Annotated in this window: 20 protein-coding genes and 1 riboswitch; of the genes, 10 read left to right on the top strand and 10 right to left on the bottom strand. The window is 37.8% G+C overall.

Features of this window, described 5'->3' with window-relative positions; translation table 11 throughout:
* Positions 1 to 67: 67 nt before the first annotated feature.
* From BN990_RS07340 to BN990_RS07330, 3 genes are read left to right on the top strand one after another with little or no spacing between them, the layout of a single operon-like run.
* The gene (locus BN990_RS07340; protein WP_021288881.1) at positions 68 to 1,078 is read left to right on the top strand and encodes a FecCD family ABC transporter permease; all 1,011 of its coding nucleotides are present in this window, start codon (positions 68 to 70) and stop codon (positions 1,076 to 1,078) included.
* Complete coding sequence (locus tag BN990_RS07335; RefSeq protein WP_038243204.1) at positions 1,075 to 2,088, top strand: FecCD family ABC transporter permease; 1,014 nt, start codon at positions 1,075 to 1,077, stop codon at positions 2,086 to 2,088. Before BN990_RS07340 ends, BN990_RS07335 begins: the two co-directional genes overlap by 4 nt.
* Before the next feature lie 17 nt (positions 2,089 to 2,105).
* Entirely contained in the window at positions 2,106 to 3,116 is a 1,011-nt protein-coding gene (locus BN990_RS07330) for an NAD(P)/FAD-dependent oxidoreductase (RefSeq protein ID WP_021288883.1), read from the top strand.
* Positions 3,117 to 3,126: 10 nt separating this feature from the next.
* On the opposite strand, the gene BN990_RS07325 is transcribed toward BN990_RS07330, so the two are convergent.
* The 5 genes from BN990_RS07325 to BN990_RS07305 all read right to left on the bottom strand — a co-directional run bounded on the left by BN990_RS07325 (position 3,127) and on the right by BN990_RS07305 (position 9,492).
* Complete coding sequence (locus BN990_RS07325) at positions 3,127 to 4,578, bottom strand: o-succinylbenzoate--CoA ligase (RefSeq protein WP_038243191.1); 1,452 nt, start codon at positions 4,576 to 4,578, stop codon at positions 3,127 to 3,129.
* A 101-nt stretch (positions 4,579 to 4,679) separates the two neighbouring features.
* Positions 4,680 to 5,498, bottom strand: a complete 819-nt coding sequence (gene menB, locus BN990_RS07320) for a 1,4-dihydroxy-2-naphthoyl-CoA synthase (RefSeq protein WP_021288885.1) — start codon at positions 5,496 to 5,498, stop codon at positions 4,680 to 4,682.
* Between the two features lie 53 nt (positions 5,499 to 5,551).
* Positions 5,552 to 6,358 (bottom strand): 2-succinyl-6-hydroxy-2,4-cyclohexadiene-1-carboxylate synthase, encoded by an 807-nt coding sequence (menH, locus tag BN990_RS07315; protein WP_021288886.1) that lies wholly within the window; start codon positions 6,356 to 6,358, stop codon positions 5,552 to 5,554.
* A 3-nt stretch (positions 6,359 to 6,361) separates the two neighbouring features.
* Positions 6,362 to 8,101 (bottom strand): 2-succinyl-5-enolpyruvyl-6-hydroxy-3-cyclohexene-1-carboxylic-acid synthase, encoded by a 1,740-nt coding sequence (gene menD, locus BN990_RS07310; protein ID WP_021288887.1) that lies wholly within the window; start codon positions 8,099 to 8,101, stop codon positions 6,362 to 6,364.
* Positions 8,098 to 9,492 (bottom strand): isochorismate synthase, encoded by a 1,395-nt coding sequence (locus BN990_RS07305; protein WP_038243188.1) that lies wholly within the window; start codon positions 9,490 to 9,492, stop codon positions 8,098 to 8,100. The genes menD and BN990_RS07305 overlap by 4 nt, the downstream gene beginning before the upstream one ends.
* Before the next feature lie 156 nt (positions 9,493 to 9,648).
* Between BN990_RS07305 and BN990_RS07300 the strand changes: the two genes are divergently transcribed.
* The 3 genes from BN990_RS07300 to BN990_RS07290 are packed head-to-tail and all read left to right on the top strand — an operon-like array spanning position 9,649 to position 11,371.
* Positions 9,649 to 10,584 carry a 1,4-dihydroxy-2-naphthoate polyprenyltransferase gene (locus BN990_RS07300; RefSeq protein ID WP_021288889.1) on the top strand — a complete coding sequence of 312 codons (936 nt, stop codon included), beginning with the start codon at positions 9,649 to 9,651 and terminating at the stop codon, positions 10,582 to 10,584.
* Positions 10,585 to 10,599: 15 nt separating this feature from the next.
* Entirely contained in the window at positions 10,600 to 11,034 is a 435-nt protein-coding gene (locus BN990_RS07295; RefSeq protein WP_021288890.1) for a hotdog fold thioesterase, read from the top strand.
* Positions 11,018 to 11,371 (top strand): TraR/DksA C4-type zinc finger protein, encoded by a 354-nt coding sequence (locus tag BN990_RS07290; RefSeq protein WP_038243183.1) that lies wholly within the window; start codon positions 11,018 to 11,020, stop codon positions 11,369 to 11,371. Before BN990_RS07295 ends, BN990_RS07290 begins: the two co-directional genes overlap by 17 nt.
* 198 nt (positions 11,372 to 11,569) lie before the next feature.
* Here the strand turns inward: BN990_RS07290 and BN990_RS07285 are convergent, their stop codons facing one another.
* The 3 genes from BN990_RS07285 to BN990_RS07275 all read right to left on the bottom strand — a co-directional run bounded on the left by BN990_RS07285 (position 11,570) and on the right by BN990_RS07275 (position 18,538).
* Positions 11,570 to 12,163: an ECF transporter S component gene (locus tag BN990_RS07285; RefSeq protein ID WP_021288892.1), complete on the bottom strand. Its 594-nt coding sequence runs from the start codon at positions 12,161 to 12,163 to the stop codon at positions 11,570 to 11,572.
* Between the two features lie 164 nt (positions 12,164 to 12,327).
* Positions 12,328 to 12,471, bottom strand: a riboswitch (FMN riboswitch).
* A 133-nt stretch (positions 12,472 to 12,604) separates the two neighbouring features.
* Positions 12,605 to 16,870: a S8 family serine peptidase gene (locus tag BN990_RS07280; RefSeq protein ID WP_074436675.1), complete on the bottom strand. Its 4,266-nt coding sequence runs from the start codon at positions 16,868 to 16,870 to the stop codon at positions 12,605 to 12,607.
* A 609-nt stretch (positions 16,871 to 17,479) separates the two neighbouring features.
* Entirely contained in the window at positions 17,480 to 18,538 is a 1,059-nt protein-coding gene (locus BN990_RS07275) for a M20/M25/M40 family metallo-hydrolase (protein ID WP_021288895.1), read from the bottom strand.
* Between the two features lie 133 nt (positions 18,539 to 18,671).
* Between BN990_RS07275 and BN990_RS07270 the strand changes: the two genes are divergently transcribed.
* Both BN990_RS07270 and BN990_RS07265 read left to right on the top strand, forming a co-directional pair.
* The gene (locus BN990_RS07270) at positions 18,672 to 19,232 is read left to right on the top strand and encodes a thioredoxin family protein (protein WP_021288896.1); all 561 of its coding nucleotides are present in this window, start codon (positions 18,672 to 18,674) and stop codon (positions 19,230 to 19,232) included.
* Positions 19,233 to 19,444: 212 nt separating this feature from the next.
* The gene (locus tag BN990_RS07265; RefSeq protein ID WP_308696465.1) at positions 19,445 to 20,458 is read left to right on the top strand and encodes a potassium channel family protein; all 1,014 of its coding nucleotides are present in this window, start codon (positions 19,445 to 19,447) and stop codon (positions 20,456 to 20,458) included.
* Here BN990_RS07265 and BN990_RS07260 read toward each other — a convergent pair.
* Positions 20,438 to 20,848, bottom strand: coding sequence for a YugN-like family protein (locus BN990_RS07260; RefSeq protein WP_021288898.1), 411 nt, complete (start codon positions 20,846 to 20,848; stop codon positions 20,438 to 20,440). The two genes, BN990_RS07265 and BN990_RS07260, sit on opposite strands and share 21 nt — an antisense overlap.
* Before the next feature lie 132 nt (positions 20,849 to 20,980).
* On the opposite strand from BN990_RS07260, the gene yugI reads away from it, so the two are divergent.
* The gene (gene yugI / locus BN990_RS07255; protein WP_021288899.1) at positions 20,981 to 21,355 is read left to right on the top strand and encodes a S1 domain-containing post-transcriptional regulator GSP13; all 375 of its coding nucleotides are present in this window, start codon (positions 20,981 to 20,983) and stop codon (positions 21,353 to 21,355) included.
* Positions 21,356 to 21,400: 45 nt separating this feature from the next.
* On the opposite strand, the gene BN990_RS07250 is transcribed toward yugI, so the two are convergent.
* Positions 21,401 to 21,640, bottom strand: a complete 240-nt coding sequence (locus BN990_RS07250; protein ID WP_021288900.1) for a DUF378 domain-containing protein — start codon at positions 21,638 to 21,640, stop codon at positions 21,401 to 21,403.
* A 167-nt stretch (positions 21,641 to 21,807) separates the two neighbouring features.
* On the opposite strand from BN990_RS07250, the gene BN990_RS07245 reads away from it, so the two are divergent.
* The gene (locus BN990_RS07245) at positions 21,808 to 23,154 is read left to right on the top strand and encodes a glucose-6-phosphate isomerase (protein WP_021288901.1); all 1,347 of its coding nucleotides are present in this window, start codon (positions 21,808 to 21,810) and stop codon (positions 23,152 to 23,154) included.
* Positions 23,155 to 23,164 lie beyond the last annotated feature (10 nt).

The raw sequence follows: 23,164 nt of genomic DNA, 5'->3' as shown, positions 1-23,164 counted from the left end.
TTCTCCGTATCAATGATAATCATTTTCAATTAGGAAGTCAATTTTTCCTATTATTCAGGGGGAAAACATGCTACATACAATTAATCATTCGACCTTTCTACGATTACTTATAAATATTTTCGCTTTTATTGCATTGCTATTATCCATTGGTTTTTCAATCGCTTTAGGTGCTGTTGATATTCATTTAAACACCGTTTGGAATGCTTTATTTCATTTCGATTCAGAAGTAACCTCCCATCAAATCATTCAAGAGTTACGCCTTCCACGTGCATTTGCGGCTGTATTAGTAGGAGCGTTTCTCGCCATTTCAGGTGCAATTATGCAAGGTATGACTAGAAATCCGCTAGCGTCTCCCTCCATTATGGGAGTGACAGAAGGATCCGCTCTCGCTTTAGTTATCATGCTTGCTTTTTTTCCAGCAGCTTCAAATAGTGGATTAATTATAGCATCATTTATTGGCGCTGGACTTGCTGTTACAATGGTGTTTATGATTGGTTCTTTTTCCAAGGGGGGCTTAACGCAAGTAAAACTTGCACTTGGAGGTGTAGCAATTAGTACCATGCTAAGCTCCATATCGTCATTAATATCCTTACATTTCCAATTAGAAAGACAGATGGGATTTTGGATGGCAGGAGGCTTGGCTGACACCAATTGGAACTCTATTCAACTATTACTGGTTTGTGGTGCGATTGGTTTGACTTTAGCCATTAGTATGTCAAAATCTATTACAATATTAAGTTTAGGCGACGATATAGCTAGTGGTTTAGGGCAGAATAATATGTTAATTAAGATACTTGGAATTTTCAGTGTATTATTATTAACCGGTGCCGCTGTATCTATTGCTGGTCCTGTAGGTTTTATTGGGCTAATTGTTCCTCATATTACAAGGTTTATTATGGGCACGGATTATCGGTGGATTATTCCCTCCTCCGCCATTTTTGGAGGATTATTGCTTGTACTGGCTGATGTCGTTTCTCGACTAGTAAATGCGCCATATGAAACACCAGTGGGAGCTATTACATCATTAATAGGTGTTCCGTTCTTTCTTTACTTAGCACGTGGAGGTGGAACAAAATGAAGAAAATACATAAAAGCAAATTTAGATGGACCGTATTCATTTTAGTTATTGGAGTCATTATTTCATTTTTTCTAAGTTTGAGCACAGGAATCATTGCAATTTCTCCAGCTGAAGTTGTCCAAACCATCCTGCATAATGGTACAGCACGACAAGAAATGGTACTTTTTGACTTTCGATTACCTGGTATTATTCTCGCATTATTAATTGGGGCTGGCTTAGCTGTTTCAGGTTCTATCTTGCAAGGAGTAACTCAAAATGAACTAGCGGACCCAGGGATCCTTGGTATTAATACAGGGGCTGGGCTGGCAGTAGTGTTGTTTTTATTCTTTTTTCAAGGGGATCTAGAACCTACCAATACATCTTCTATCTTTTTACTACCTATCTTTGCATTTATTGGTGCTTTAGTAGCAGCGGGATTCATTTATCTTCTTGCATGGAAAAAGGGAATCGACCCAATTAGACTTGTCCTTGTTGGTATCGGCATTAATGCCGCATTTAGCGCATTTCTTGTTATATTTCAATTAAAAATGGATCCACAGAATTTCCGCCAGGCAACGGTTTGGTTATCTGGTGATATTTGGAACACGAATTGGATGTTTGTGTTATCTATCCTTCCATGGATCATTACCTTAATCCCGGTTACGATATCAAAAGCAAAAACTCTGGATGTGCTAACCTTAGGAGATGAAGTAGCGGCAGGGTTAGGATCCAAAATTGAAAAGGAACGAGTTACTTTATTATTTCTTGCCGTCGCATTAGCCGGTGCATCTGTTGCAGCTGGTGGGGCAATTGCCTTTTTAGGACTCATTGTGCCACATATTACAAGAAAGATCATTGGTCCCTTACACCAATATATTATACCTATCTCCACACTAATTGGTGGCTTATTATTAATCATTGCTGATATGATTGCTAAAAATCTTTTGCAGCCGACACAAATGCCAGTTGGAATTATTGTATCCATTTTAAGTGCGCCTTATTTTATATACTTACTTATGAAGACAAAATAGTTTAGGAGAGATTCGAAATGGCAGAACAACATGATTTATATGATGTAACGATTATTGGTGGTGGACCCGTTGGATTATTTACCGCCTTTTATAGCGGAATGCGGGAAATGAAAACCAAAATTATTGAATATTTACCTTTTCTTGGGGGGAAAGTTCCGTATTTCTACCCTGAGAAGATCATTCGGGACGTTGGCGGCATCCCTCAAAAAAGCGGAGAATTATTTACTGAAGACCTAATAAAACAAGCAAAAACCTTTAACCCTACGATTGTCTTAAAAGAACAAGTCGTTGGAATTACTCGTTTAAAAAATGGTCACTTTCAACTTACGAGTCGTGATGGACAAGTACATAATACAAAAACGGTTATCCTTGCCACAGGGTATGGGATACTAAAGTCAACCAAACTAGAACTTCCAGAAGCACCTACTTATGAAAATGACACGCTACATTACACCATTCAACGAATGGCTAGCTATCAAGGGAAACACGTGTTTATCTCAGGTGGAGGAAATTCTGCTATCGACTGGGCTAATGAACTTGAACCGATAGCAAAACAAGTCACACTAATCCACCGAAAACCTACATTTAGAGGGATGGAAAGCAATATTTCGAAAATGAAAAATTCTTCTGTGAAAATTAAGCAGCCTTATCACATTAAATCCTTACATGGTGAGAGAAGTAAACTTTCTCATATTACCCTTCAACATGCAGATACGAAAGAAATAGAAACACTTCATATTGACAATCTAATCATTAGTCACGGCTTTCAGATTGATTTAGGATCAATTAATGACTGGGGAATGGAAATGGAGAATGGCTCTATAAAAGTTGATTCTACTATGTCAACAAGCATTCCTGGGATATTTGCCGTAGGAGATATTGCAAACTATCCGAATAAACTTCATTTAATCGCAGGGGGATTTAACGAAGGGCCGATCGCTGTTAACGCAGCGAAACAGTTTATTGATCCGGAACACACGTTATCTCATTTATTTTCAACGAATTACGAGCCTTTTAGGAAAGAATAAGGATGCACCCTTATTCTTTCCTTATATGTCTTAACTGGCTTCTTACTAGTTTGTTTGATGCATTACGCGGTAAAGCGGCTACTTCATGAATTTCTTTTGGAAGTTTATAATTAGCTATATGTTCGCGTAAATAGTTCATCACTTCATCAAATGCGATTTGGGTGTTAGTTACAACAAATGCAATCGGTACTTCTCCCCATTTATCATCAGATATACCTGTAACGCCCGCTTCTTTAATAGCAGGATGACCAGAAAGTACACTTTCAATTTCGGATGGGTAAATATTTTCACCGCCAGAAATGATTAAGTCATTTCTCCGGTCTACCACATATAAAAAGCCTTCATCATCTAAATAACCTAAATCTCCCGTTGCTAGCCAGCCATCTTTCAATATCTTATTTGTCGCTTCTGGTTTCTTATAATAGCCTGATGTTACCATGGGTCCTTTGACATATATTTCGCCTATTGTCTGATCAGACGATTCAACCTTTACTTGTGCTGGAAATAATGCTTTTCCGGCTGACCCCACTTTCTTAAGGGCGTCGTTTGCATTGAGAGTGACAATTTGTGAAGCGGTCTCCGTCATTCCAAACGACTGAAATACTGGTACATTTAATTTTTTTGCTTGCTTCAAAAGAGGAAGTGGTGCAGGCCCTCCACCTAACAGAAAACAGCGCAATGTAGTAGGATATTGATTTGTTCCAAGTTCTTCTACTAATTGCTGCAACATAACAGTAACAACAGAAACAATTGTTACACCGTCATTTATAATGGCTTGATGAACAGCTTTTTTATTAAATTTCTCTAATAAATATACCGGCATCCCATAAATTACACTCCGAATTAAAATGGATAAACCACTAACATGAAATAACGGTAACGCAGCTAACCATTTATCTTGGTCATGAATTCCTAAATTCAATGCGCTGCCAATTGCACTCCACCAGTGGTTCCCATAGGTGTGAATAACACCTTTAGGAAATCCAGTTGTACCAGAAGTATACATAATTGTAAAAGGATCATTTAATCTAATTTCTTTTGCTAATGCGATTTTTTTTGGATGTCGTTGATGAATTTCTGTATAACTTGCTTGATGTTTTATGGATAAGCTTGATGCTTTGTCCTTTAACTCTTCAGGATAGATCAAAAAACAAACATCCGCATCGTTTAATTGATACATGAGTTCATCTTTTGTTAGTCGTATATTTAACAACACTGCGACTGCCTTTAAATAACTTAGTGCATGAATAGCAACAATCATTTCCTGTTTATTCGTTGATAGGATGGCAACATGAAAGCCTTCCTTCACACCCCAATCTGCTAATTTCTTAGCATAAGTTTGACTTTGATTCTTTAACTCTTCGAATGTTAGCCTTTGTCCGTTTACCAATTCAATAGCAGAACAATGAGGTGAAATATCAGCCTGTTTCGATAGCCAATGTGGAATGGTCGTATCTTGCATTATAAAGCTCCTTACAATAATGTTTTGTTAACTTATGTAAATTGTTATAGAAAACACCTTTGCTAAAAGCAAAGGTGATACATTTTAAAATCTTTTGCAACTTAAGGAAAACGAGGGAACTTCTTGAAATCTGGTTTTCTTTTCTCTTTAAATGCGTCTCTTCCTTCTTTTGCTTCATCCGTTGTGTAGTAAAGAAGCGTAGCGTCTCCGCCCATTTGTTGTAATCCTGCTAAACCATCTGTATCTGCATTGAATGATGCTTTCAAGAAGCGTAATGCGGTTGGAGATTTTTCCAGAATTTCTTCACACCACTGAATGGTTTCTTCTTCTAACTTATCAACGGGCACGACTGTATTTACTAATCCCATTTCATAAGCTTCTTCTGCATTATATTGTCGGCATAGGTACCATATTTCACGCGCGCGTTTATGGCCTACCATTCTTGCTAACAAACCAGCACCGTATCCAGCGTCAAAACTTCCAACCTTCGGTCCTGTTTGTCCAAAAATGGCATTATCTGCAGCAATCGTTAAATCACAGACAACATGTAGCACATGTCCCCCACCAATTGCATAGCCAGACACCATAGCAATAACTGGCTTAGGAATTGTTCGAATAAGCCGTTGTAAATCTAACACGTTTAGTCTAGGAACTTGATCATCCCCGACATATCCTCCATGTCCTCGAACAGATTGGTCACCACCCGAGCAAAATGCTTTTTCGCCTTCACCAGCTAATAGAATTACACCAATATTTGAGTCATCTCGTGCATCCGCAAATGCATCAATCATCTCATTCACTGTTAATGGTGTAAATGCGTTTCGTTTTTCCGGTCGGTTAATTGTTACTTTAGCGATTCCATTATATTTTTCATAAATAATTTCTTGATAATCTCTTACCTGTTCCCAATTTACTGTCATGTTATTTCCTCCTTTAGATAGTATGTAATAATGAAGTAATCGTATGGTACATATTAGGCTAGTTTAGTACCTGTGATATACTCATTTACTATTTTACCAAAAATCTTTGGTTTCTCCACATGAATTGCATGTCCAGCTTCTGATATGATCTGTAAACAAGCATACTCAAAATGTTTATCCATTACCTTCATTAGTTTACAATATTTCTGATCATTTTCCCCAGCAATTAATAATACAGGCTTAGAGAAAGAGGAGAGTTCCTCCCACCAAGAACGTTGAACGCCTGTCCCCATTGTCCGTAATGAATCAGCTAATCCTGAAGCATGTTGAGACAAACGTTCTTCTCGTATGATTTGTTGCTGCGAATTAGGTAACTTTTGCTGGCTTTGAAAAAGTGGGATTTGTTCCCAATAATTAACAAACCAATCGATCCCTTTCTCTTCAATTTGCACCGCTAAATAATTATCTTTTTCTTTTCGTTGTCGACGTTCTTCTGCTGTTTTTAACCCTGGCGATGTGCTTTCTAATAGTAATGATGATATCATTTCAGGATATAACATCGCATAGGTAATTGCCGTTCTACCTCCCATTGAATACCCTAATAAATGAAACTTATTTAGTTTTAGGTAGTTAAACAATGCATGCAAATCTACACAACAGGCTTCCATGGATGAAACAGATCCAGTTGTTTTACCATGACCTGGGAGATCAATCGTAATACATGTCCAGTTATTTTTCCATGATTGTATAAACGGTTTCCATGTATTTCTGCTCCCTGTAAAACCATGTAATAATACAAGCGGATCGCCATCCCCTTGGACTTCGTACCAATATTTCATTTGATTTATGCAGAAATACATGTATTATTCCTCCCCACTTACGATTTCTTCTTCAATCGCCTTCCATTTATCACGATGCCAGATTGCATTAGCCTCTCTGTCTGTTTTGACTTCAATCACTGACAAACCATTGCGCTGATAACTTGCTTGTACGGCCATTTTTACTTCCTCTTCAGATTGAGGTCGATCGTAGTGTCCGCCATACATCGCTATTACATGCTGAAAATCGATATTTAACGGTGTTCCAAATAAAGCTTCGAAGTGTCTTTTATCATTCGCTTGAGGAAGAAACGAGAAAATTCCTCCGCCATTATTATTCATTAGCAGTACAGTAGCAGATATACCATAATGCATTGCTGCATGTAAACCATTCATATCATGAAAAAAAGATAGATCTCCGAGAACTAAGGTTAATCGACTTCCGTGGACTGCAGCTCCCATACCACTTGAAATCATGCCATCTATCCCATTAGCCCCTCGATTAGCTAGAACTTCAATATGTTTTTCAGTTGTTAAAAAGAAAGTATCCAAATCGCGTACTGCCATACTGTTACCTACGAAAATGCTACTATGATTTGGAATTGCATGAATTAGCCCACGCATGGCTTCTCCTTCTGTGATGGGATTTTCTGTATGACGTGAAAAATGTTTTTTTGAAATAGCATTCATCTGCTGCCATTTGCGAAGCCATTCCTTCCTATACTGGGTATGATTATCCACCTCTGTAAGTGCTTCACAAACAGCACGTGCATTCGCAAAGATAAATTCCGTTTTATTGCCGGTTGGTTCTCTAAACCCTCGTTCGTTTTCTATAACTATTTGTAAAGCATCCATATGTTGTTTCACAAAAAATAAATAAGCTTTTGAAACAGGCATGGCTCCAATACGAATAATAAAATCCGGTTTTAACTCTTCACGAATCGTTTCATTACGTAAAAATGCATCATAACCATCAATGATATGCTGCTTTTTATGCTCCCCAGAACGTAACTGTGAAAGGGGGTCGGCAATGATAGGAAGTTCCCATTTACTAGCTAGCTTTGTCACTGCCTTTGCTAAATACCGATCTGTTTGTGGACCACAAACTATAAGACCTTTTGCTTTATTTTGAAGAAGCTGAGATAATTCGGTTAATTGATTACTTGTAAGATGCTTTTCACCTTCAAAAGTTGGAAGATAAGAAGTTTGACTTACCTTCCCCCATAAATGGTCCAATTCAAAATCCACAACTAGTGGTTCTCTAAATGGGAAGTTCAAATGTACAGCACCTGGGTTCCCTTCTTTCGCCATAAAAAAAGCCCTTGCAGCTTTACTACGAGCATACTTTAGCATATCTGGCGCTGCCTCCGGAAGGGCCATTTCTTGAAACCACTTCACATAATCCCCATATAGTTTTATCTGCTCAATTGCTTGTGGTGCCCCAACATCTCGTAATTCATGCGGTCTATCCGCTGTCAATACAATTAAAGGTACTCTGCTATAATAAGCCTCTACGATTGCTGGGTAATAATTAGCAGCTGCTGTTCCAGAAGTACATATCAATGCAACCGGCCTTTTTGTTTTTTTAGCCATTCCTAGTGCAAAAAATGCAGCAGAGCGTTCATCAATGATAACCCATTCTTTAATGCTCTCATGCTCAGCAATTGTTAATGCTAGTGGCGTAGATCTTGACCCAGGTGAAATGACAGCATCCGTTAATCCGTTCATCGCTAATTCATCAACAAAGTTTGCTGTATAGCGTGTTAATACTTCAGTGTGATTCATGATTCTCCTCCTAAAACAGAAAGCATTGGTGCAAATTTTATTCTGGTCTCTTCGAATTCTTCCTCTGGCTGAGAATCCTTCACTACCCCACACCCTGCAAACAATGAAGCTTCATCCTTTTGTATAAGCCCAGACCGGATAGCCACAGCAAATTCACCATTTTCGTTGTAATCAAACCAACCAACAGGAGCACCATACCAGCCTCTATCAAGCAATTCATTTTCACGAATAAAAAGCATGGAAGCAGTTCTTGGAAGTCCGCCAAGCGCAGGTGTTGGATGTAATTGCGATACAATATCAAATATACTATGGCCTTGTTTTAATACACCTGTAACCGGTGTATATAAATGTTGTAAGTTTTTCAAAGGATAAATAATCGGTACTTCTGGCACATAGACTTGCTCGCAATATTTTGCCACACCTTGTTTAATCATCTGTACAACAAAATCATGCTCTTGTCTGTTCTTCATATCTTGCATTAAAGCGTTGGCTATCTTTTTATCCTGTTCGTTTGTCTTTCCTCTCGGTGCCGTCCCTGCTAAACAGGTTGACAACAGCTCTTTATTCTTTATTTTTACTAACCTTTCAGGACTTGCTCCAATAAAACAGCTGTTTTTTTGTTCAAAAGCAAAGACATAGCTATTGGATTGTGTAGCTATTAATTTTTCAATTACTGCTGCTCTATTTACATCGCGGTTTAATTTTAATCGTACTTCCCTCGCCAAAACAACCTTATCCACTTGATCATGGCTAATTTCTTCGGTAGCTTTCTGTACAATTTGTTTCCATTGATCAGGAGCAATATCATGTTGTTGAACAATCTCCAATGGTTGTTTCTCTAATTCCTTAAGTGATAACAAGATACGTTCATCGTTTCTAATTTGATTAGATAATTGAATAACATGATCTTCTTTCGTTATTTTTATATTAACTGTTAAATAACATTCATTCTCAAATTTGGTAAGTAAATACTCCGGAACAGTAAAATAAATAGACGGAAAATCTCCCCACAATTCTGTTCGTTTCTTTTCAGGGTCAAAATCCATCCCCCCCAAGGAAACGAGACCTGTTCCTGGAACTTCATATGGATTATAGATCACTGCTTGTCCACGCAATTGCTCCCAAGCTGATTCAATAAACGAAAATCGGTTTTCGTTCGCATCCATCTCAAACGCATTTCCTACTCCAGTCATGGTGAACGATTCTTTTGCGCTCGTCCAAAATACCCGCTCTTTATTTAAACGTAAAGCCGCTTCAAAGAAGTGAACCGGATTAGTTGTTTGAATTTTTTTTGTAATGCTTACAAGTTGAAAATCTTTACCTGATGTTGTTATTCGTTGAATTGCATCTTGTAAAATATCCTCAACTTGTTGTTCTTGTACTTCAATCATTTGCATTAACCTCCGTTAAACTAACAATGACAAACTTCCATCTTTATTTTATTCTCTTTTTTGCGGATTCTCAAGGAAATCAAACCCGAACGTTGACACCTTATTACAAATTCCATAAAATTAATATGATATAGGTATTAACAGGAGGAACATGCGATGCAATCATCTGATAAAGTTAATATAAAAGAAGCACTGAATGAAAGAGATGGATTTCAGGTCTGGTGGCGATTATTACGACCTCATACACTAACTGCATCCTTTATACCAGTATTTGTTGGGTCGATGCTTGCTTTTCGAGAGGGGTATGTGAATTTACCGCTTTTTATAGCTATGCTCATAGCAGCTGTGCTTATTCAGGCTGCCACCAATATGTTTAATGAATACTACGATTTTGTTAAAGGTTTAGACTCAGAAGACTCCGTTGGTATTGGTGGTACCATTGTACGAGACGGAATAAAACCAAAAACGGTTTTACAGTTAGCTCTTGGATTTTATGGAATAGCTATTTTACTTGGTATTTATATTTGCTTAGAATCCAGCTGGTGGATTGCAGTTATTGGTTTAGGTTGTATGGTTTTCGGTTATTTGTATACGGGAGGACCGTTACCAATTGCTTACACTCCGCTAGGTGAATTATTTTCTGGATTTTTAATGGGAACTGTCATTATTGGAATTAGTTATTTTATTCAAGCTGAAGTCATTACGCCTGAAGTTATCTTTGCATCGATACCAATAGCGCTTTTTATTGGAGCCATCATGCTATCAAATAACATTCGCGATTTAGATAATGATAAAGAAAACGGAAGAAAGACATTAGCTATCCTGCTTGGACGTAGAAATGCTGTTCGTTTTCTTGCTTCCATGTTCATTATAGCCTTTATGATTACAGCAATTCTCATTATAGCAGATATTCTACCGATATGGTCGATCATTACATTTATAGGAGCAGTTAAAGCTGTTGACGTCATTAATAAATTTAAAGGCAAAACACAGCCGATTGAAATGATGCCTGCAATGGCTGCAACCGGTAAGACAAATTCGATTTATGGTTTATTACTTGGGGTATCATTATTTATTAGCATGTTCATATAAAGAGGGGGTTTCTCAATGACATTCAACGATACGTTAATGGAAGTGCTTGGTATTCAACAAATCTCTTTAACAAAGGACAAAGTAATTTTGTCAATGCCAGTAGATAAGCGAACACACCAGCCTTATGGCTATTTGCATGGGGGAGCATCTGTAGCTCTAGCTGAAACAGCTGCTAGCATTGGAGCCTCATTACATGCTGACCCCCAAACAAAAAGTGTATTCGGAATGGAAATTAATGCGAATCATATACGAAGTAAACGCAGCGGCATGGTAACTGCTACAGCTACGCCCCTTCATACTGGGAAGACATCCATGGTGTGGGATATAAGAATCACGGATGAACAAGCTAATCTCATAAGTGTGTCTAGATGTACAATTGGTATCGTTTCAAAAAGAAAGGAAACAACCGAATCCTTCAGAAAGGAGAGCTCAAATGAGCAAACATCTTAGTCAAGAAAAAATAGCTGAACTTAAAAGCCGGTTACTTTATATGAAAAAGGAGATCGAAAACGATTTAGCTGCAAACGATCCAACAAGCCCAAATGAAGCTGTGGAAGAATTGGCTGATTATGATAACCACCCAGCAGATATGGGTACTGAACAATTTGAGCAGGAAAGAGATGCAGGGGTACAACAGATAAAAGAAGATCAATTACAGGATATCAAAGAAGCATTAGCAAAGATAGAAAAGGGAAATTACGGAGTAAGTGAAATCTCAGGTAAGCCAATTCCTATCGAACGTTTAGAAGTTCAACCAACTGCTCGTTATTTAGTAGAAGAAAAATAAGAAAACAGCTAAAGGCCATCGAGAAAAGTCTCGATGGCCTTTTTTATTTTTTAAAGAAGCAACGTGAAATGAGATTAGCATCACAGAAATGGATAACCAGAGATATTAGTGCAAGCTTTCATTCTAGGAATATATCGCAAAAAAGAGAAAGGATATGAAAAAAAGCTTGTAGCGAACCTCCCTCTGTTAATAATCGTTTTAGGGAGCTAATCTTATCTGCTTTTGTTCAATCCAGTGACGCATTTTTATAAATAATGGAACAAATAACATTCCAATTACGATTCCTTTAATAATATTGAATGGCAGGATACCAGCATAAATAGCAGCCCACTTCACTGTACTGCTAGACATTCCTTCCCAACCCATTAGCCAACCATAAGCCGGCAATATAATAACATAGTTTAGTAAACTCATACCTAAGGCCATTATAATTGTACCAGCAGCCAATCCTGAAATAACACTTTTAACACCTTTAAACCGATGATATAAGATGGAAACAGGTAAAACCAGCATTATTCCAGCAAGAAAATTCGCCACCGCACCGATTGGATCTGCAGCACCGGTAACAGCTATATACAACAAGTTTTTAATAGCCACTACAATAACCCCAGCAATTGGGGAGAATATTAGTGAAGCCATCATCGCCGGTACATCACTAAAATCAATTTTTAAATAAGCTGGTAAAAACGGCAATGGGAAATTCAGAAAAAACAATAAAATGGATACTGTTCCAAGTAACGATAGAATAATTAATTTAATTAGTTTTGATGATTGCTTATTGGCAATATGCATTACCATACTCCTCCTTCATCTCCTATCGATTCCTATCTCGTGATGAAGGACCAAAGCCGATAACTTTCCCATTCAAAAAACCCTAAAGCTCCTAACCGGGGCTTTAGGGTTATCATGCATATTCATAGGAAAAAGCAGTGCGTCTTCACGCACATTATCAGGCTCGACATCTTCTCCCATCCAGACTGTAACTGTCGGCTCTGGACTCACACCAGATCAACCACAATCATTGATTGTGGGTCACGGACTTGAAGCTAAAATAGCTTCTTACCGTCGGTCGGGAATTTCACCCTGCCCCGAAGATGGAATCGATTATTATATTGTAAATTCATTTTACCCTAACTTTACAAATTTGGCAACAAAGAAGCTTTGCTTATACATACAAAAAACATCCTGTATCACAGTGAACTGATACAGGATGTTTTAAATGCTAATTACTACTTATTCCGCTACATTAATATATAATTTTCCCTCTGCTTGTTCACGTGTTTCATTGCCATAATCATCTTCGACTTTCACTTCAATAACAGCCCCTTCTGCGACAACATTACTAGTCGCTGTCCAATACCCAACATAATGTCCTTCTGAAGTTTCCATCATTGGAAGTTCGGTTGCATTGGTGACCGTATTTGTTAATGGCATATGAATAAAGTAGCTTGCTTTTAATCCTGGCTCACTATCAAACTCAAACTTAACGGTTTGTCCAGCTTCAAGATTAACATCTTCTTCAGGAGTTAAATTTTCGATTTCTGGAGCTGTGAAGTCAACATCAAGTGTGACGGATTCCGTTGCAGTATTACCTGCTAGGTCATGAGCTACAACTTCAATTTGGTTCTCACCCTCGTCTAACAGGATTCGCTTAGAATAGCTTCCTTCTTCCACATCAGCTTCTTGACCATTAACTTCAACAACATCAAGATTTGTATCGGAAACTGTGCCTTCTACTGTAACCGTCTCACGATTTGATTTTTCACCATCTTCAGGATTGTCAATCGTTAATTCAGGTGATTCCGTATCTAACGTTACATTTACAGGTTCCGATTCTCCAGTAGGTGTACCATCCAGAAGAGATACGGCTGTTAACTCATTTGCTCCTTCAGATAATGTTGTTGGAATTGCAAATGCACCATCCTCACCGATCTCTGCTGTACCTACTTCTTCACCATTATTTAACAATTGAATTGTTGTTGTCGGTGAGGCTGTACCTTCTACTGTAACCTCTGTCTCATTCGTGATGGTATCATTAGCAGGAGCTGTAATTACTGGTTCTTCTACTTCGTAATTAACACGAGCACGAATCATATAATTTCCTTCAGCAGAAGGAGACTTCGACCATGTACCACCAACTAATTGATAGCTACGCTCTGCATTTTGACTGCTTTCATCTGTTGCTAGTCCAGGAGCTTCTGTATTCGTTGCTGTCTGAACATAAACAACATAGAATTCTTTATCTACAACAATACCATGTTCCGATAGATCGATAACTGTCCATTCGTTCGAATCACGGATTGCCTCTGCATCGAACGGTCCAGCTAGTTTTTCACCTGGAGCTCCATCTGTACCAGTAGCATCCCAAATTTCAACTTGGAATTCCGTACCTCCTGGATTCGGGAACTCTTCATCCCAGAACTTAAATACAGCTGCATCAACGACGCCAGATTCTTCACCTTCAGGAAGTGTCATTTTTACTCCCCATCCATTAAATGCATCGTAGAAAGCACGTGCATTTTCTGCTGTGCCGTCATCATAAGCAATTTCTCCACCAGGAACAGTATAGAATGGTTCCAATTCCACATTTTCCGTGACATCTCCATCTTCTAGAGATACTTCGACTTCTGTTCCGTGGTATCCACTTGCAACTACTTTTAAGGTATAACTTCCTTTATATGCGGTTAAAGAATAGTTACCTTCTTCATCTGTAGTTACTGGTTCCACATTTGCATCTTCTTCCAATAATAAGGTAGCTCCTGATACAGGCTCTCCCGTTTGTTGATCTGTGACTGTTCCGCTAACGGTGAATTGATCCATTTCTTCCAGGGTAAAATCAGCTTCCGTTGTTCCATCTGCTTCCACTGTAACTGCCTGCTCTTGAGATTCAAAGCCATAAGCTTCAGCTTTTACTGTGAAGTCACCGGCAGCATGCAGAAGCGTATAGCCCCCTGTAGCTGGATCGGTAGCGACTGAACGTCCACTTTCCAACACACTAACTTGAGCACTCATTGGTAATAACGCAGGGCTAATTGTATCCTTTTCTGGATCCAATTCTTTCTTTGGATTTACAGGCTGGATTTTTGCAGGATTCACTTCTTCTTTTAAAGAAGCTTTTTTATCATTTTTAACAATACTTAGCGCATTATCAAAACCAACAACTCCTACATACCCTTTATCTTTTGATACAGAAGCACTTTCACTATTTGATGTTTCAGCTAAAGTTACATCATCAATATACCAGCCTTCTCTCGATACACTTCCATCGCTATCAAGATTGAAACCAATATAAACACGTTGACCACTATATTCTGATAAATCAACTTCTGCATTTTCCCAGCCATCAGTTGTATCCGTTACCCGTAATAGCTGTGTCCATTCTTCCTGATCTGTTGAGATAAATACATGACCGTAATCCCAATTATTTTCAATATTATACCACTGATTAAATTGTAAATAGGCTTCTCCCTCAGGTAAATCAATAGGTGGCATGACCAATGTTGTATTAGCATTATTATCATATTCACCTGCCAAATTAGTTGCATATACATTTTCACCGGAAGCAGCACTCTCAGGACCTGAAGTTGGTACACCACGCTCCCAACTATTTCCTTCTCCAATAACGGACCACCCAGCTGATGGGGATTCAAAATCATCAGAGAAACCAACAGAGACCCCTGGTAATAAAGCAACCTCATAACTATCGCTAGTTACTTCATTGTCTCCAAAATCATTGATAACCCAGTTGTAGGATAAAGATTCACCAGTAAGCTGTTCTCCTGGGATTGTCGCTTGATATTCACCTTGTTTGTAATCACCAGAAATTCGTTCTGCCTCAACGGATTGCGTTTCTCCATCTTGATTTGTATATTCTAATGTTACATTATTAACACTAATGTTATCTGTTACTTCGATCGTTAAATCTAGATCCATACCAATATAGGATTCTGTAATTCCTTCATGCTCAAAGGTAGGTGCTTCTGCATCTTCACCAGCTTTGGTAACCTGTCCTTCTATTGTTCCTAAGCCAGTAACAAGTGAGGAAACAGCATCATAGGCATTTACTAGACCAGCTCCGTACCCATTATTTGGTGACTCAGGAAATTCATCATCCGTCAATGGATTTGCTGTTGTCATTAAAATTTCTTCAAGTTCATCGACAGTGAGACTAGCATCTGCTTGCTTCATTAAAGCTACAACTGCAGAAACCGCTGGTCCAGCCATCGAGGTTCCATTCCATCCACCTTCATAACCACCACCTGGTACACTTGAACGTATATTTACACCGGGTGCAGAAATTTCAGGTTTAATTTCATCGTAAGGAGAAGGTCCTTGTAATGAAAAACTTGCTAGTAAATCTTCTGAATCTGTGGCACCAGTTGCAAACGATTCCGGATAGTTAGCTGGTACAGCAACTGACCCAGGACCACCAGGATTCGTTAATGTTGTATTACCAGCAGAAAATTCCGGGAATATTTCCGCTGCTCTCCAAGCAGTAACCACGTCACGATACCACTCATCCAAGCCAGGACCACCGCCCCATGAATTATTAACTACATCAGGAGCCATGGAAGCGTCACCACCAGGAGCAAGCATCCATTCCGCAGCTGCTAACAACCACGTGTCATAGCCAGATCCTGCAGCATTTAACCCTTTAGCCGAAATCCATTTTGCACCAGGAGCAACTCCAATTTGGTTTGAACCATCTGGCTCGCTTCCAACCATTGTTCCAGTAACATGCGTTCCGTGGCCATGATCATCATAAGCCTCTTCTTCGTCTGCTGTTGCATCGAAAAAGCTATAGGTATGATCCACTTCACCCGTTTCAGCATTATATCCTCGATATTTTTCTTGGAGTGCAGGATGATCCCATTGTGCTCCACTGTCAATACTAGCAACAACAGTACCTGTTCCATCAAAGCCCATCTCCCATACGGATGGGGCACCTACACGTTCTACATTCCATTCAATATTGGCAAGCTCAGATGCAACTTCACCTGCCTCTTTATCTATTGTTACATCATATAGTTCACGCTCTTCGTTTGGTAAGATTTTTTCAACCTCTGCAAACGAAGCTATTTTTTCTGCTACTTTTTTTGTAGCAGTAACTGCCATACCATTTACGATATGGTAAGATTTAAATTTCTCCACATTACCTTTAGATTCTTGTTCTTCTAGGAAAGCTTTTACGTTTTCTTGAGACTCTAGTGCAGTCGTTTTTAATTCGGATATTACTGCAGAGCGTTGTACATGTTCAGCTTTTTGTGCTGACAAACTTGCCTTTGCTGCATCAGACTTTGCATTCTCAGCGACCTTCGTAACATCTGCTTTTTCACTGAATTTCACCAGGAAGGTTACCTTTTCGTCGTCTTTAAATTCTTTTACTAATCGATCACTGACTTTTTCCTCTACTGTTTTATTAGAATCCCTAGCGGCTTGATGTAACTTCCCACTTGATTCTGCATTAGCTAGACCTGGTGTAATTAAAGAAAATGTCATTAAAACCGTTGCTGCGACACTTAGTGCTTTAGATTGACGTCTTCTCTTAGCTTTCAACAGCTATTCCTCCCCTTCTTTTTTGACACAATCTGATGCAGATAAGAACCTATAATAAAAAAACACCTTCTGTCTCCCTCCCTTACCAATTTTGGTTCTTAGCTGACAGCGGTGCCTATCTGAAATATCTAGGTTGTTACAGCAAGTATAGTCGATGGAGAAGTCAGAATAGTGTCGAATCAAGTCGAAAGAATGCCGAATTTTCTAAATTGATAGAATAGTAGTAGTTTTTCTCTGATTTTTACATAGGTATATTTACGGGTGGCTCAAATTCCTATTTATAATAAAATAGCCCTACTCCTTATTACTAAAGAAATAGCGCTACTTTATTAATCAAACTACCTAGGTTATTTACATTGATTTCAAGATAAAAATAAATAAAATGGCCTAGCCTATTACAAATGATTACTTATTCATTTTCGTCTAAATAGAAAAACTAAGACTAAATCACTTTATTTTGTAACAATACACAATACAAATTAATTATGATTTGTAATTTTTATAATAAATTTGACTCATAAATTGAAATGTTGTTATCTTTTTGTTAAAAACTCAATCATCTAACGGGTTTAAGCTTTCTGTTCCGGATAAGGAAGCAATCACCTCTACCAATAGATCAATTTCCTGTTCGATATCTTGTAAACTGGACGTTTCCACAGGAGAGTGCATATAACGTAATGGTAAGGATACCAATGAAACTGGCACACCTTTGCCAGTTAACCGCATCTTATCTGCATCTGTACCAGTCATTCTTGGTGTAAGTTCATACTGTAAAGGCATGTTTAACGCATTAGCTGCCCTTTCTAATAGTTGGTTTATTTTTCGATTAATTGGTGCTCCTTTTGCCAATACTGGCCCATTCTCTAGGCGCACATCTCCATATTTATTTGTATTAACGCCAGGATAATCGGTAGCAAATGTTACATCACAAGCGATAGCCATATCTGGTGCTAAACCTGCTGCAGCAAAGTATGCTCCCCCCATATTAGTCTCTTCATTCACGGTGCTTGCAGCATATACGCCAACTTGACAGCCTTTTTCTTTTAAGCGTTTTAAGACTTCCGCAACAATAAAAGCACCTGTACGATTATCGAGGCCACGCCCAGCAATATAACGATCAGCCAATATCTCTGGTACAGTTTGATAAACAGCTAAATCACCTATTTGGATTTTCTCTTCTGCTTCCGCTTTGGAACGAAATCCACAGTCAATGAACAAGTCCTCTAACTCAAAATCATTCTTCAATCCGCCATGATGCTGCGCATTCACACCAATTACTCCGGTAACGGTACTCTGAAATCCCAATACGGTTACTTTCATACCTACAGCTGCTTTTGGATTAATGCCCCCCATTTTATCAAAATGCAAAAAACCATTTTCATCCATTCGATTAATTACTAATGCTATTTCATCACAATGACCTGCTAACAACACTTTAAACGGTGCTTGAGGATTTAACACTCCAATTGCATTTCCAGCATGATCCGTACGTATTTCATCTGCAAAGACTTTTACATATTGAATCCACTTCTTCTGTATTTCCATTTCATTACTGGATGGCGATGGAGTTTTTAATAATTCCAACAAAAAATCTTGATTTGCTAAACTCATGTTTTACTTCCTCCTTTAGTGGCACACTTACCATTTATATGATAGCAAAAATTTCTCTAGAGATCATTTTTGTTTACGCATGAATGTAGGATGGGTACACTTTAAAGTAAATGAAATAGAAGGAGAGTATACGATGAACTTAAATCAATGGTTTGAAAAAGGAATAAACCCAGATACATACATTGAATCTATGGAAAAGCATAAAGAAAACTTGCTATACATCTACGATCATTTCGAATTACCTAATGATCAAACATTTTTTTCTAGCGTTGTGAAAAAGAAGCTACGTATCATCATACTTACTGAAGATTGGTGTGGAGATGCCATGTTAAACATACCGATATTATTACGTATAGCAGATACAACAGACATGGAGGTCCGTATGCTGCTTCGTGACAATAATTTGGAATTAATGGATAACTATTTAACAAACGGCAAATCACGTTCTATTCCAATTTTTATTTTCATTGATGAACAAGGTGAAGAAATCGCCAAATGGGGGCCAAGATCAAGTACCCTTCAATCATTTGTTGATCAATCTCAAGCTAAACTTCCTCCTAAAGATGCAAAAGACTATAAAGATAAATGGAAGGAGATGATTTTCTTTATGACGAAGTCTTATCGCGACCATACCCCGTTCTGGAATGACGTTTATCTTAGTTTAAAAGAAACGATCCAAGCAGCAACAAAATAAGTGGAGTAAAGGCCGAATGTATGCATTCCGCCTTTTTTTTATAGGTTATAATTGAACGTCCATGTCTATACTAGGTAAGAAACATCTTAACTTGATAAACAATATCTGCACCGTGCTTCCTCATAATTGTAAATAGGAAGCCAGGCCTAGCCTTCTGTAAATCATTACTCGATATCTTAAGTTGAAATTTGTATATAAGTAAGTAGAAACAGGTGAATAGCGTGAGTGTCCGACTTTTTAAACAAATATATTTCAAACTTCCTATATTTGTAAGACTACTATTAGTTATATTTATACTGATGTGTTTTTTTGGAACATTAATCCACTTGGTAGAACCGAACCAATTTCCTAGTATTTTTGATGGTATTTGGTGGGCATTTGTAACGGGTGCTACAGTGGGGTATGGCGATTATGTTCCCTTAACAATCACCGGGAGGATCGTTGCAATTTCTTTAATATTAACTGGCGGTGGATTGATTGCTTTTTATATTTCCACCATATCTGCTGCTACAGTGCAACATGAACAAGATCTAGAACATGGAAAGGTAGCATTTAAAGGGAGCAACCACCTCATCCTCATTGGATGGAATGAGCGGACCAGACAATTAATTGAATTCATTGCTCAATCGAGTTCCCATATTCGCATGGTTCTTATTGATACAACCCTTGAACATGTTGCCTTTTCCGATTATCCTGTCCACTTTATTCAAGGAGATCCTACGGAAGATGCCATTCTTGAAAAAGCCAATATTAAGTTAGCTGATCGCGTATTAATAACAGCGGATATTACAAAAAGAGAACGAGAAGCAGATAATTTCTCGATTCTCACTGCAGTAGCCATTCGAGGGAACAACGCATCGATTCCAATTATTATTGAAATTCTAGCTGCAAGTCAGATTGAGAATGCTCATCGTGCTGGAGCAACAACCATATTACGTTCGAACGACTTTACAAGCGCACTATTTTATCATGAATTATCCCGTGATACAAAAGCCAGACCATTTGAAGACATTTTTTTCATGCTTACATCACAACAATTTCACCATGCCTCATTGCCCGAAGAATTTGAGAACATGTCATTTGGTGACATTGCCAATATTCAACGTAAAAATCAGCAAATATTAATTGGCGTTATAAGAAATAATCAATACATGATGAATCCAACGTTTGAATTTGTAGTTAAAAAAGATGATATTTTGATTGGGTTAATCCCTTGGAATTACTAAATCCTCTACTTTTTTCATTAACGCTTTGCCTGAATCAATATATTCCTCTGGAATCTCCGTATCTGGGTCTGTTGGAGCTTGAAATTGATTGAACGTATCTTGTACTAGCCCAGCAGATCCCTTACTATCATATCCTGATTGATATTGATGCCCTAATAAAAATGGCTTTTCCAACCGAACCGTAACACCAGGGAAATCTAAAGATCCTTGTACTGCATAAAAAGGAATACGTAGAAAGTAATAAGTTCCTTGATCATCCATTTTTAAATCAAAATAGCCTTTGTCATAATCCCAATTCGATCCGATAACAAATCCTTCTGGTTTCAAAATCTCTTCTAAGACATACAAGGAATAAATCTTATTTTCTAATCTGGATTCAAGAGGTACCATTTTTTTCTTCTCCTTCTCTTTCGATAGTAGTAATCAAATGATTTACTAATATGTTTTGCTACATCCTAATTATTATGCTAAAATATTTTATTGTGTAAAATGAACCGAATAATGATATAGGAGTTGTTCAGCATGACAAGCAATTTTGAGAACGGTCAAATTTTAGAAGGAAAAGTAACTGGAATTCAGCCATACGGTGCCTTTGTTGCCCTAAATGAAGAAATCCAAGGACTTGTGCATATTTCTGAAGTGACACATGGATATGTAAAAGATATTAACGATCATTTATCTATTGGTGATAACGTAAAGGTAAAAATTCTTCAGATTGATGAAGAAAATAACAAGATTTCTTTATCTATTCGTGCAACGGAAGAGGCTTCCCAAAAACAGGAGAAACCAAAACAAGCACCAACGAAACAACAGAGCAACGAATCAACTGGATTTAATACACTTAAAGACAAGCTTGAAGAGTGGATTAAACAATCTGAAGGTAACGCTAAAAATTAAAGTAAAGGCAAACTCCTTATTCATCGAGTTTGCCTTTTTTAGTGATTAACTATCCACACGTTTAGGATCCCGTTGATCCGCAAACGCTTCGTCCGTTTTAAATAACAATGGCAGTAAACAAAGGCCACTAATTCCAACTAATGTATAAACTACTCGAGCAATAGCTGCACTTTGTGATCCTCCAAAAATGGCTGCCACTAAATCAAATTGAAATAAACCAATTAAGCCCCAATTCACTGCGCCAATAATCGTTATAGCCAAAGCTGTTCGCTGTAATCCATTCATGAGTTTATCCTCCTTTTATCATTCATTTCTACTATAGCTTTTACCATTATCAGCAAAATATGTAGTTGTCTTTCTTGATTTCCCAACATGTCTTGGGTAAAGTGAATAGTGTAGTATTTATTACTAGAGATAGAAATGTTTCCATTTTTATATAGGAGGATAAGCTTATGAGTCATGTATCGTTTAATTATAAAAAAGCACTTCCGTTTCTTCATGAACAGGAAATTAATAATCTACAAAGTGCGGTAGAAGCTGCACATCAATCCCTTCATGAGAAAACAGGAGTAGGCAATGATTACTTAGGATGGATTGATTTACCAGAAACGTATAACAAGGAAGAATTTAATCGAGTAAAGGAAAGTGCAGAAAAAATCCGAAATAACTCAGATATCCTATTAGTAATAGGTATTGGTGGCTCTTATTTAGGTGCACGGGCAGCATTAGAAATGTTGAATCATTCTTTTCAAAGTTATCTATCTGCAGACGAATTAAATAGCCCCCATATTATCTTTGTGGGACATCATATGAGTTCTACATATATACGCGAATTGCAAGATATCTTACAAGATAAAGACTTTTCTATTAATGTTATTTCAAAAAGCGGAACAACTACGGAACCAGCCATCGCTTTTCGTATCTTCAAAAAAATGTTGGAAGAAAAATATGGTGAAGAACAAGCTAATGAACGAATCTTCGCAACTACTGATAAAGAAAAAGGCGCTTTGAAAAATACTGCTGATCAGGCTGGATATGAGACATTCGTAATTCCTGATGCTGTTGGTGGAAGATATTCTGTATTAACTGCTGTTGGCTTATTGCCTATTGCAGTAAGTGGTATTTCAATTGATGAAATGATGTCAGGTGCTCATCAAGCGATGCAAGATTTAGACGAACCCTCTTTACAGCACAATCCGAGTTATCAATATGCAGCAGTACGTAATATTTTATACAATAAAGGAAAAACAACCGAGATGCTCATTAATTATGAGCCAAGCTTGCAATACTTTGCTGAATGGTGGAAACAGTTATTTGGTGAAAGCGAAGGCAAAGATAATAAAGGAATTTATCCATCTTCTGCTAATTTTTCAACTGATTTACATTCACTGGGGCAATATGTCCAAGAAGGACGCCGAAATATATTTGAGACCATCCTGCATGTTAACCAATCAAAATACAATATTACAATAGAAGAAGATGGTGAAAATGCAGATGGCCTTAATTACCTTGCCGGAAAAACACTTCATGAAATAAATGATAAAGCTTTTCAAGGTACACTATTAGCCCATACGGATGGAGATGTTCCTAATCTAGTAGTCGAAATTCCAAAGCTGGATGCATATACATTTGGTTATTTGGTATACTTCTTTGAAAAAGCTTGTGCAATAAGTGGATACTTACTTGGGGTTAACCCTTTCGATCAACCTGGAGTAGAAGCATATAAGAAAAATATGTTTGCATTGCTTGGAAAACCAGGTTATGAAGATGAGAAAAAGCAACTTGAAAATCGATTATAATTAAAATAGT

This window comes from Virgibacillus salexigens (genome assembly GCF_000723585.1).
Taxonomy (GTDB): Bacteria; Bacillota; Bacilli; order Bacillales; family Amphibacillaceae; genus Virgibacillus; species Virgibacillus salexigens.
Note: the sequence above shows the minus strand (reverse complement) of the source record. Positions and strands in the feature narration are given on the sequence as shown.

Excerpts from the sequence above, each read along its gene's own strand:
- BN990_RS07340 (WP_021288881.1), top strand. The coding sequence starts at position 68 with ATGCTACATACAATTAATCATTCGACCTTTCTACGATTACTTATAAAT.
- BN990_RS07270 (WP_021288896.1), top strand. The coding sequence starts at position 18,672 with ATGAACTTAAATCAATGGTTTGAAAAAGGAATAAACCCAGATACATAC.
- menH (WP_021288886.1), bottom strand. The coding sequence starts at position 6,358 with ATGTATTTCTGCATAAATCAAATGAAATATTGGTACGAAGTCCAAGGG.
- menB (WP_021288885.1), bottom strand. The coding sequence starts at position 5,498 with ATGACAGTAAATTGGGAACAGGTAAGAGATTATCAAGAAATTATTTAT.
- menD (WP_021288887.1), bottom strand. The coding sequence starts at position 8,101 with ATGAATCACACTGAAGTATTAACACGCTATACAGCAAACTTTGTTGAT.
- BN990_RS07275 (WP_021288895.1), bottom strand. The coding sequence starts at position 18,538 with ATGAGTTTAGCAAATCAAGATTTTTTGTTGGAATTATTAAAAACTCCA.
- BN990_RS07285 (WP_021288892.1), bottom strand. The coding sequence starts at position 12,163 with ATGCATATTGCCAATAAGCAATCATCAAAACTAATTAAATTAATTATT.
- BN990_RS07280 (WP_074436675.1), bottom strand. The coding sequence starts at position 16,870 with ATGACATTTTCTTTAATTACACCAGGTCTAGCTAATGCAGAATCAAGT.
- BN990_RS07325 (WP_038243191.1), bottom strand. The coding sequence starts at position 4,578 with ATGCAAGATACGACCATTCCACATTGGCTATCGAAACAGGCTGATATT.
- BN990_RS07335 (WP_038243204.1), top strand. The coding sequence starts at position 1,075 with ATGAAGAAAATACATAAAAGCAAATTTAGATGGACCGTATTCATTTTA.
- BN990_RS07245 (WP_021288901.1), top strand. The coding sequence starts at position 21,808 with ATGAGTCATGTATCGTTTAATTATAAAAAAGCACTTCCGTTTCTTCAT.
- BN990_RS07260 (WP_021288898.1), bottom strand. The coding sequence starts at position 20,848 with ATGGTACCTCTTGAATCCAGATTAGAAAATAAGATTTATTCCTTGTAT.
- BN990_RS07295 (WP_021288890.1), top strand. The coding sequence starts at position 10,600 with ATGACATTCAACGATACGTTAATGGAAGTGCTTGGTATTCAACAAATC.
- BN990_RS07300 (WP_021288889.1), top strand. The coding sequence starts at position 9,649 with ATGCAATCATCTGATAAAGTTAATATAAAAGAAGCACTGAATGAAAGA.
- BN990_RS07305 (WP_038243188.1), bottom strand. The coding sequence starts at position 9,492 with ATGATTGAAGTACAAGAACAACAAGTTGAGGATATTTTACAAGATGCA.
- yugI (WP_021288899.1), top strand. The coding sequence starts at position 20,981 with ATGACAAGCAATTTTGAGAACGGTCAAATTTTAGAAGGAAAAGTAACT.
- BN990_RS07250 (WP_021288900.1), bottom strand. The coding sequence starts at position 21,640 with ATGAATGGATTACAGCGAACAGCTTTGGCTATAACGATTATTGGCGCA.
- BN990_RS07290 (WP_038243183.1), top strand. The coding sequence starts at position 11,018 with ATGAGCAAACATCTTAGTCAAGAAAAAATAGCTGAACTTAAAAGCCGG.
- BN990_RS07330 (WP_021288883.1), top strand. The coding sequence starts at position 2,106 with ATGGCAGAACAACATGATTTATATGATGTAACGATTATTGGTGGTGGA.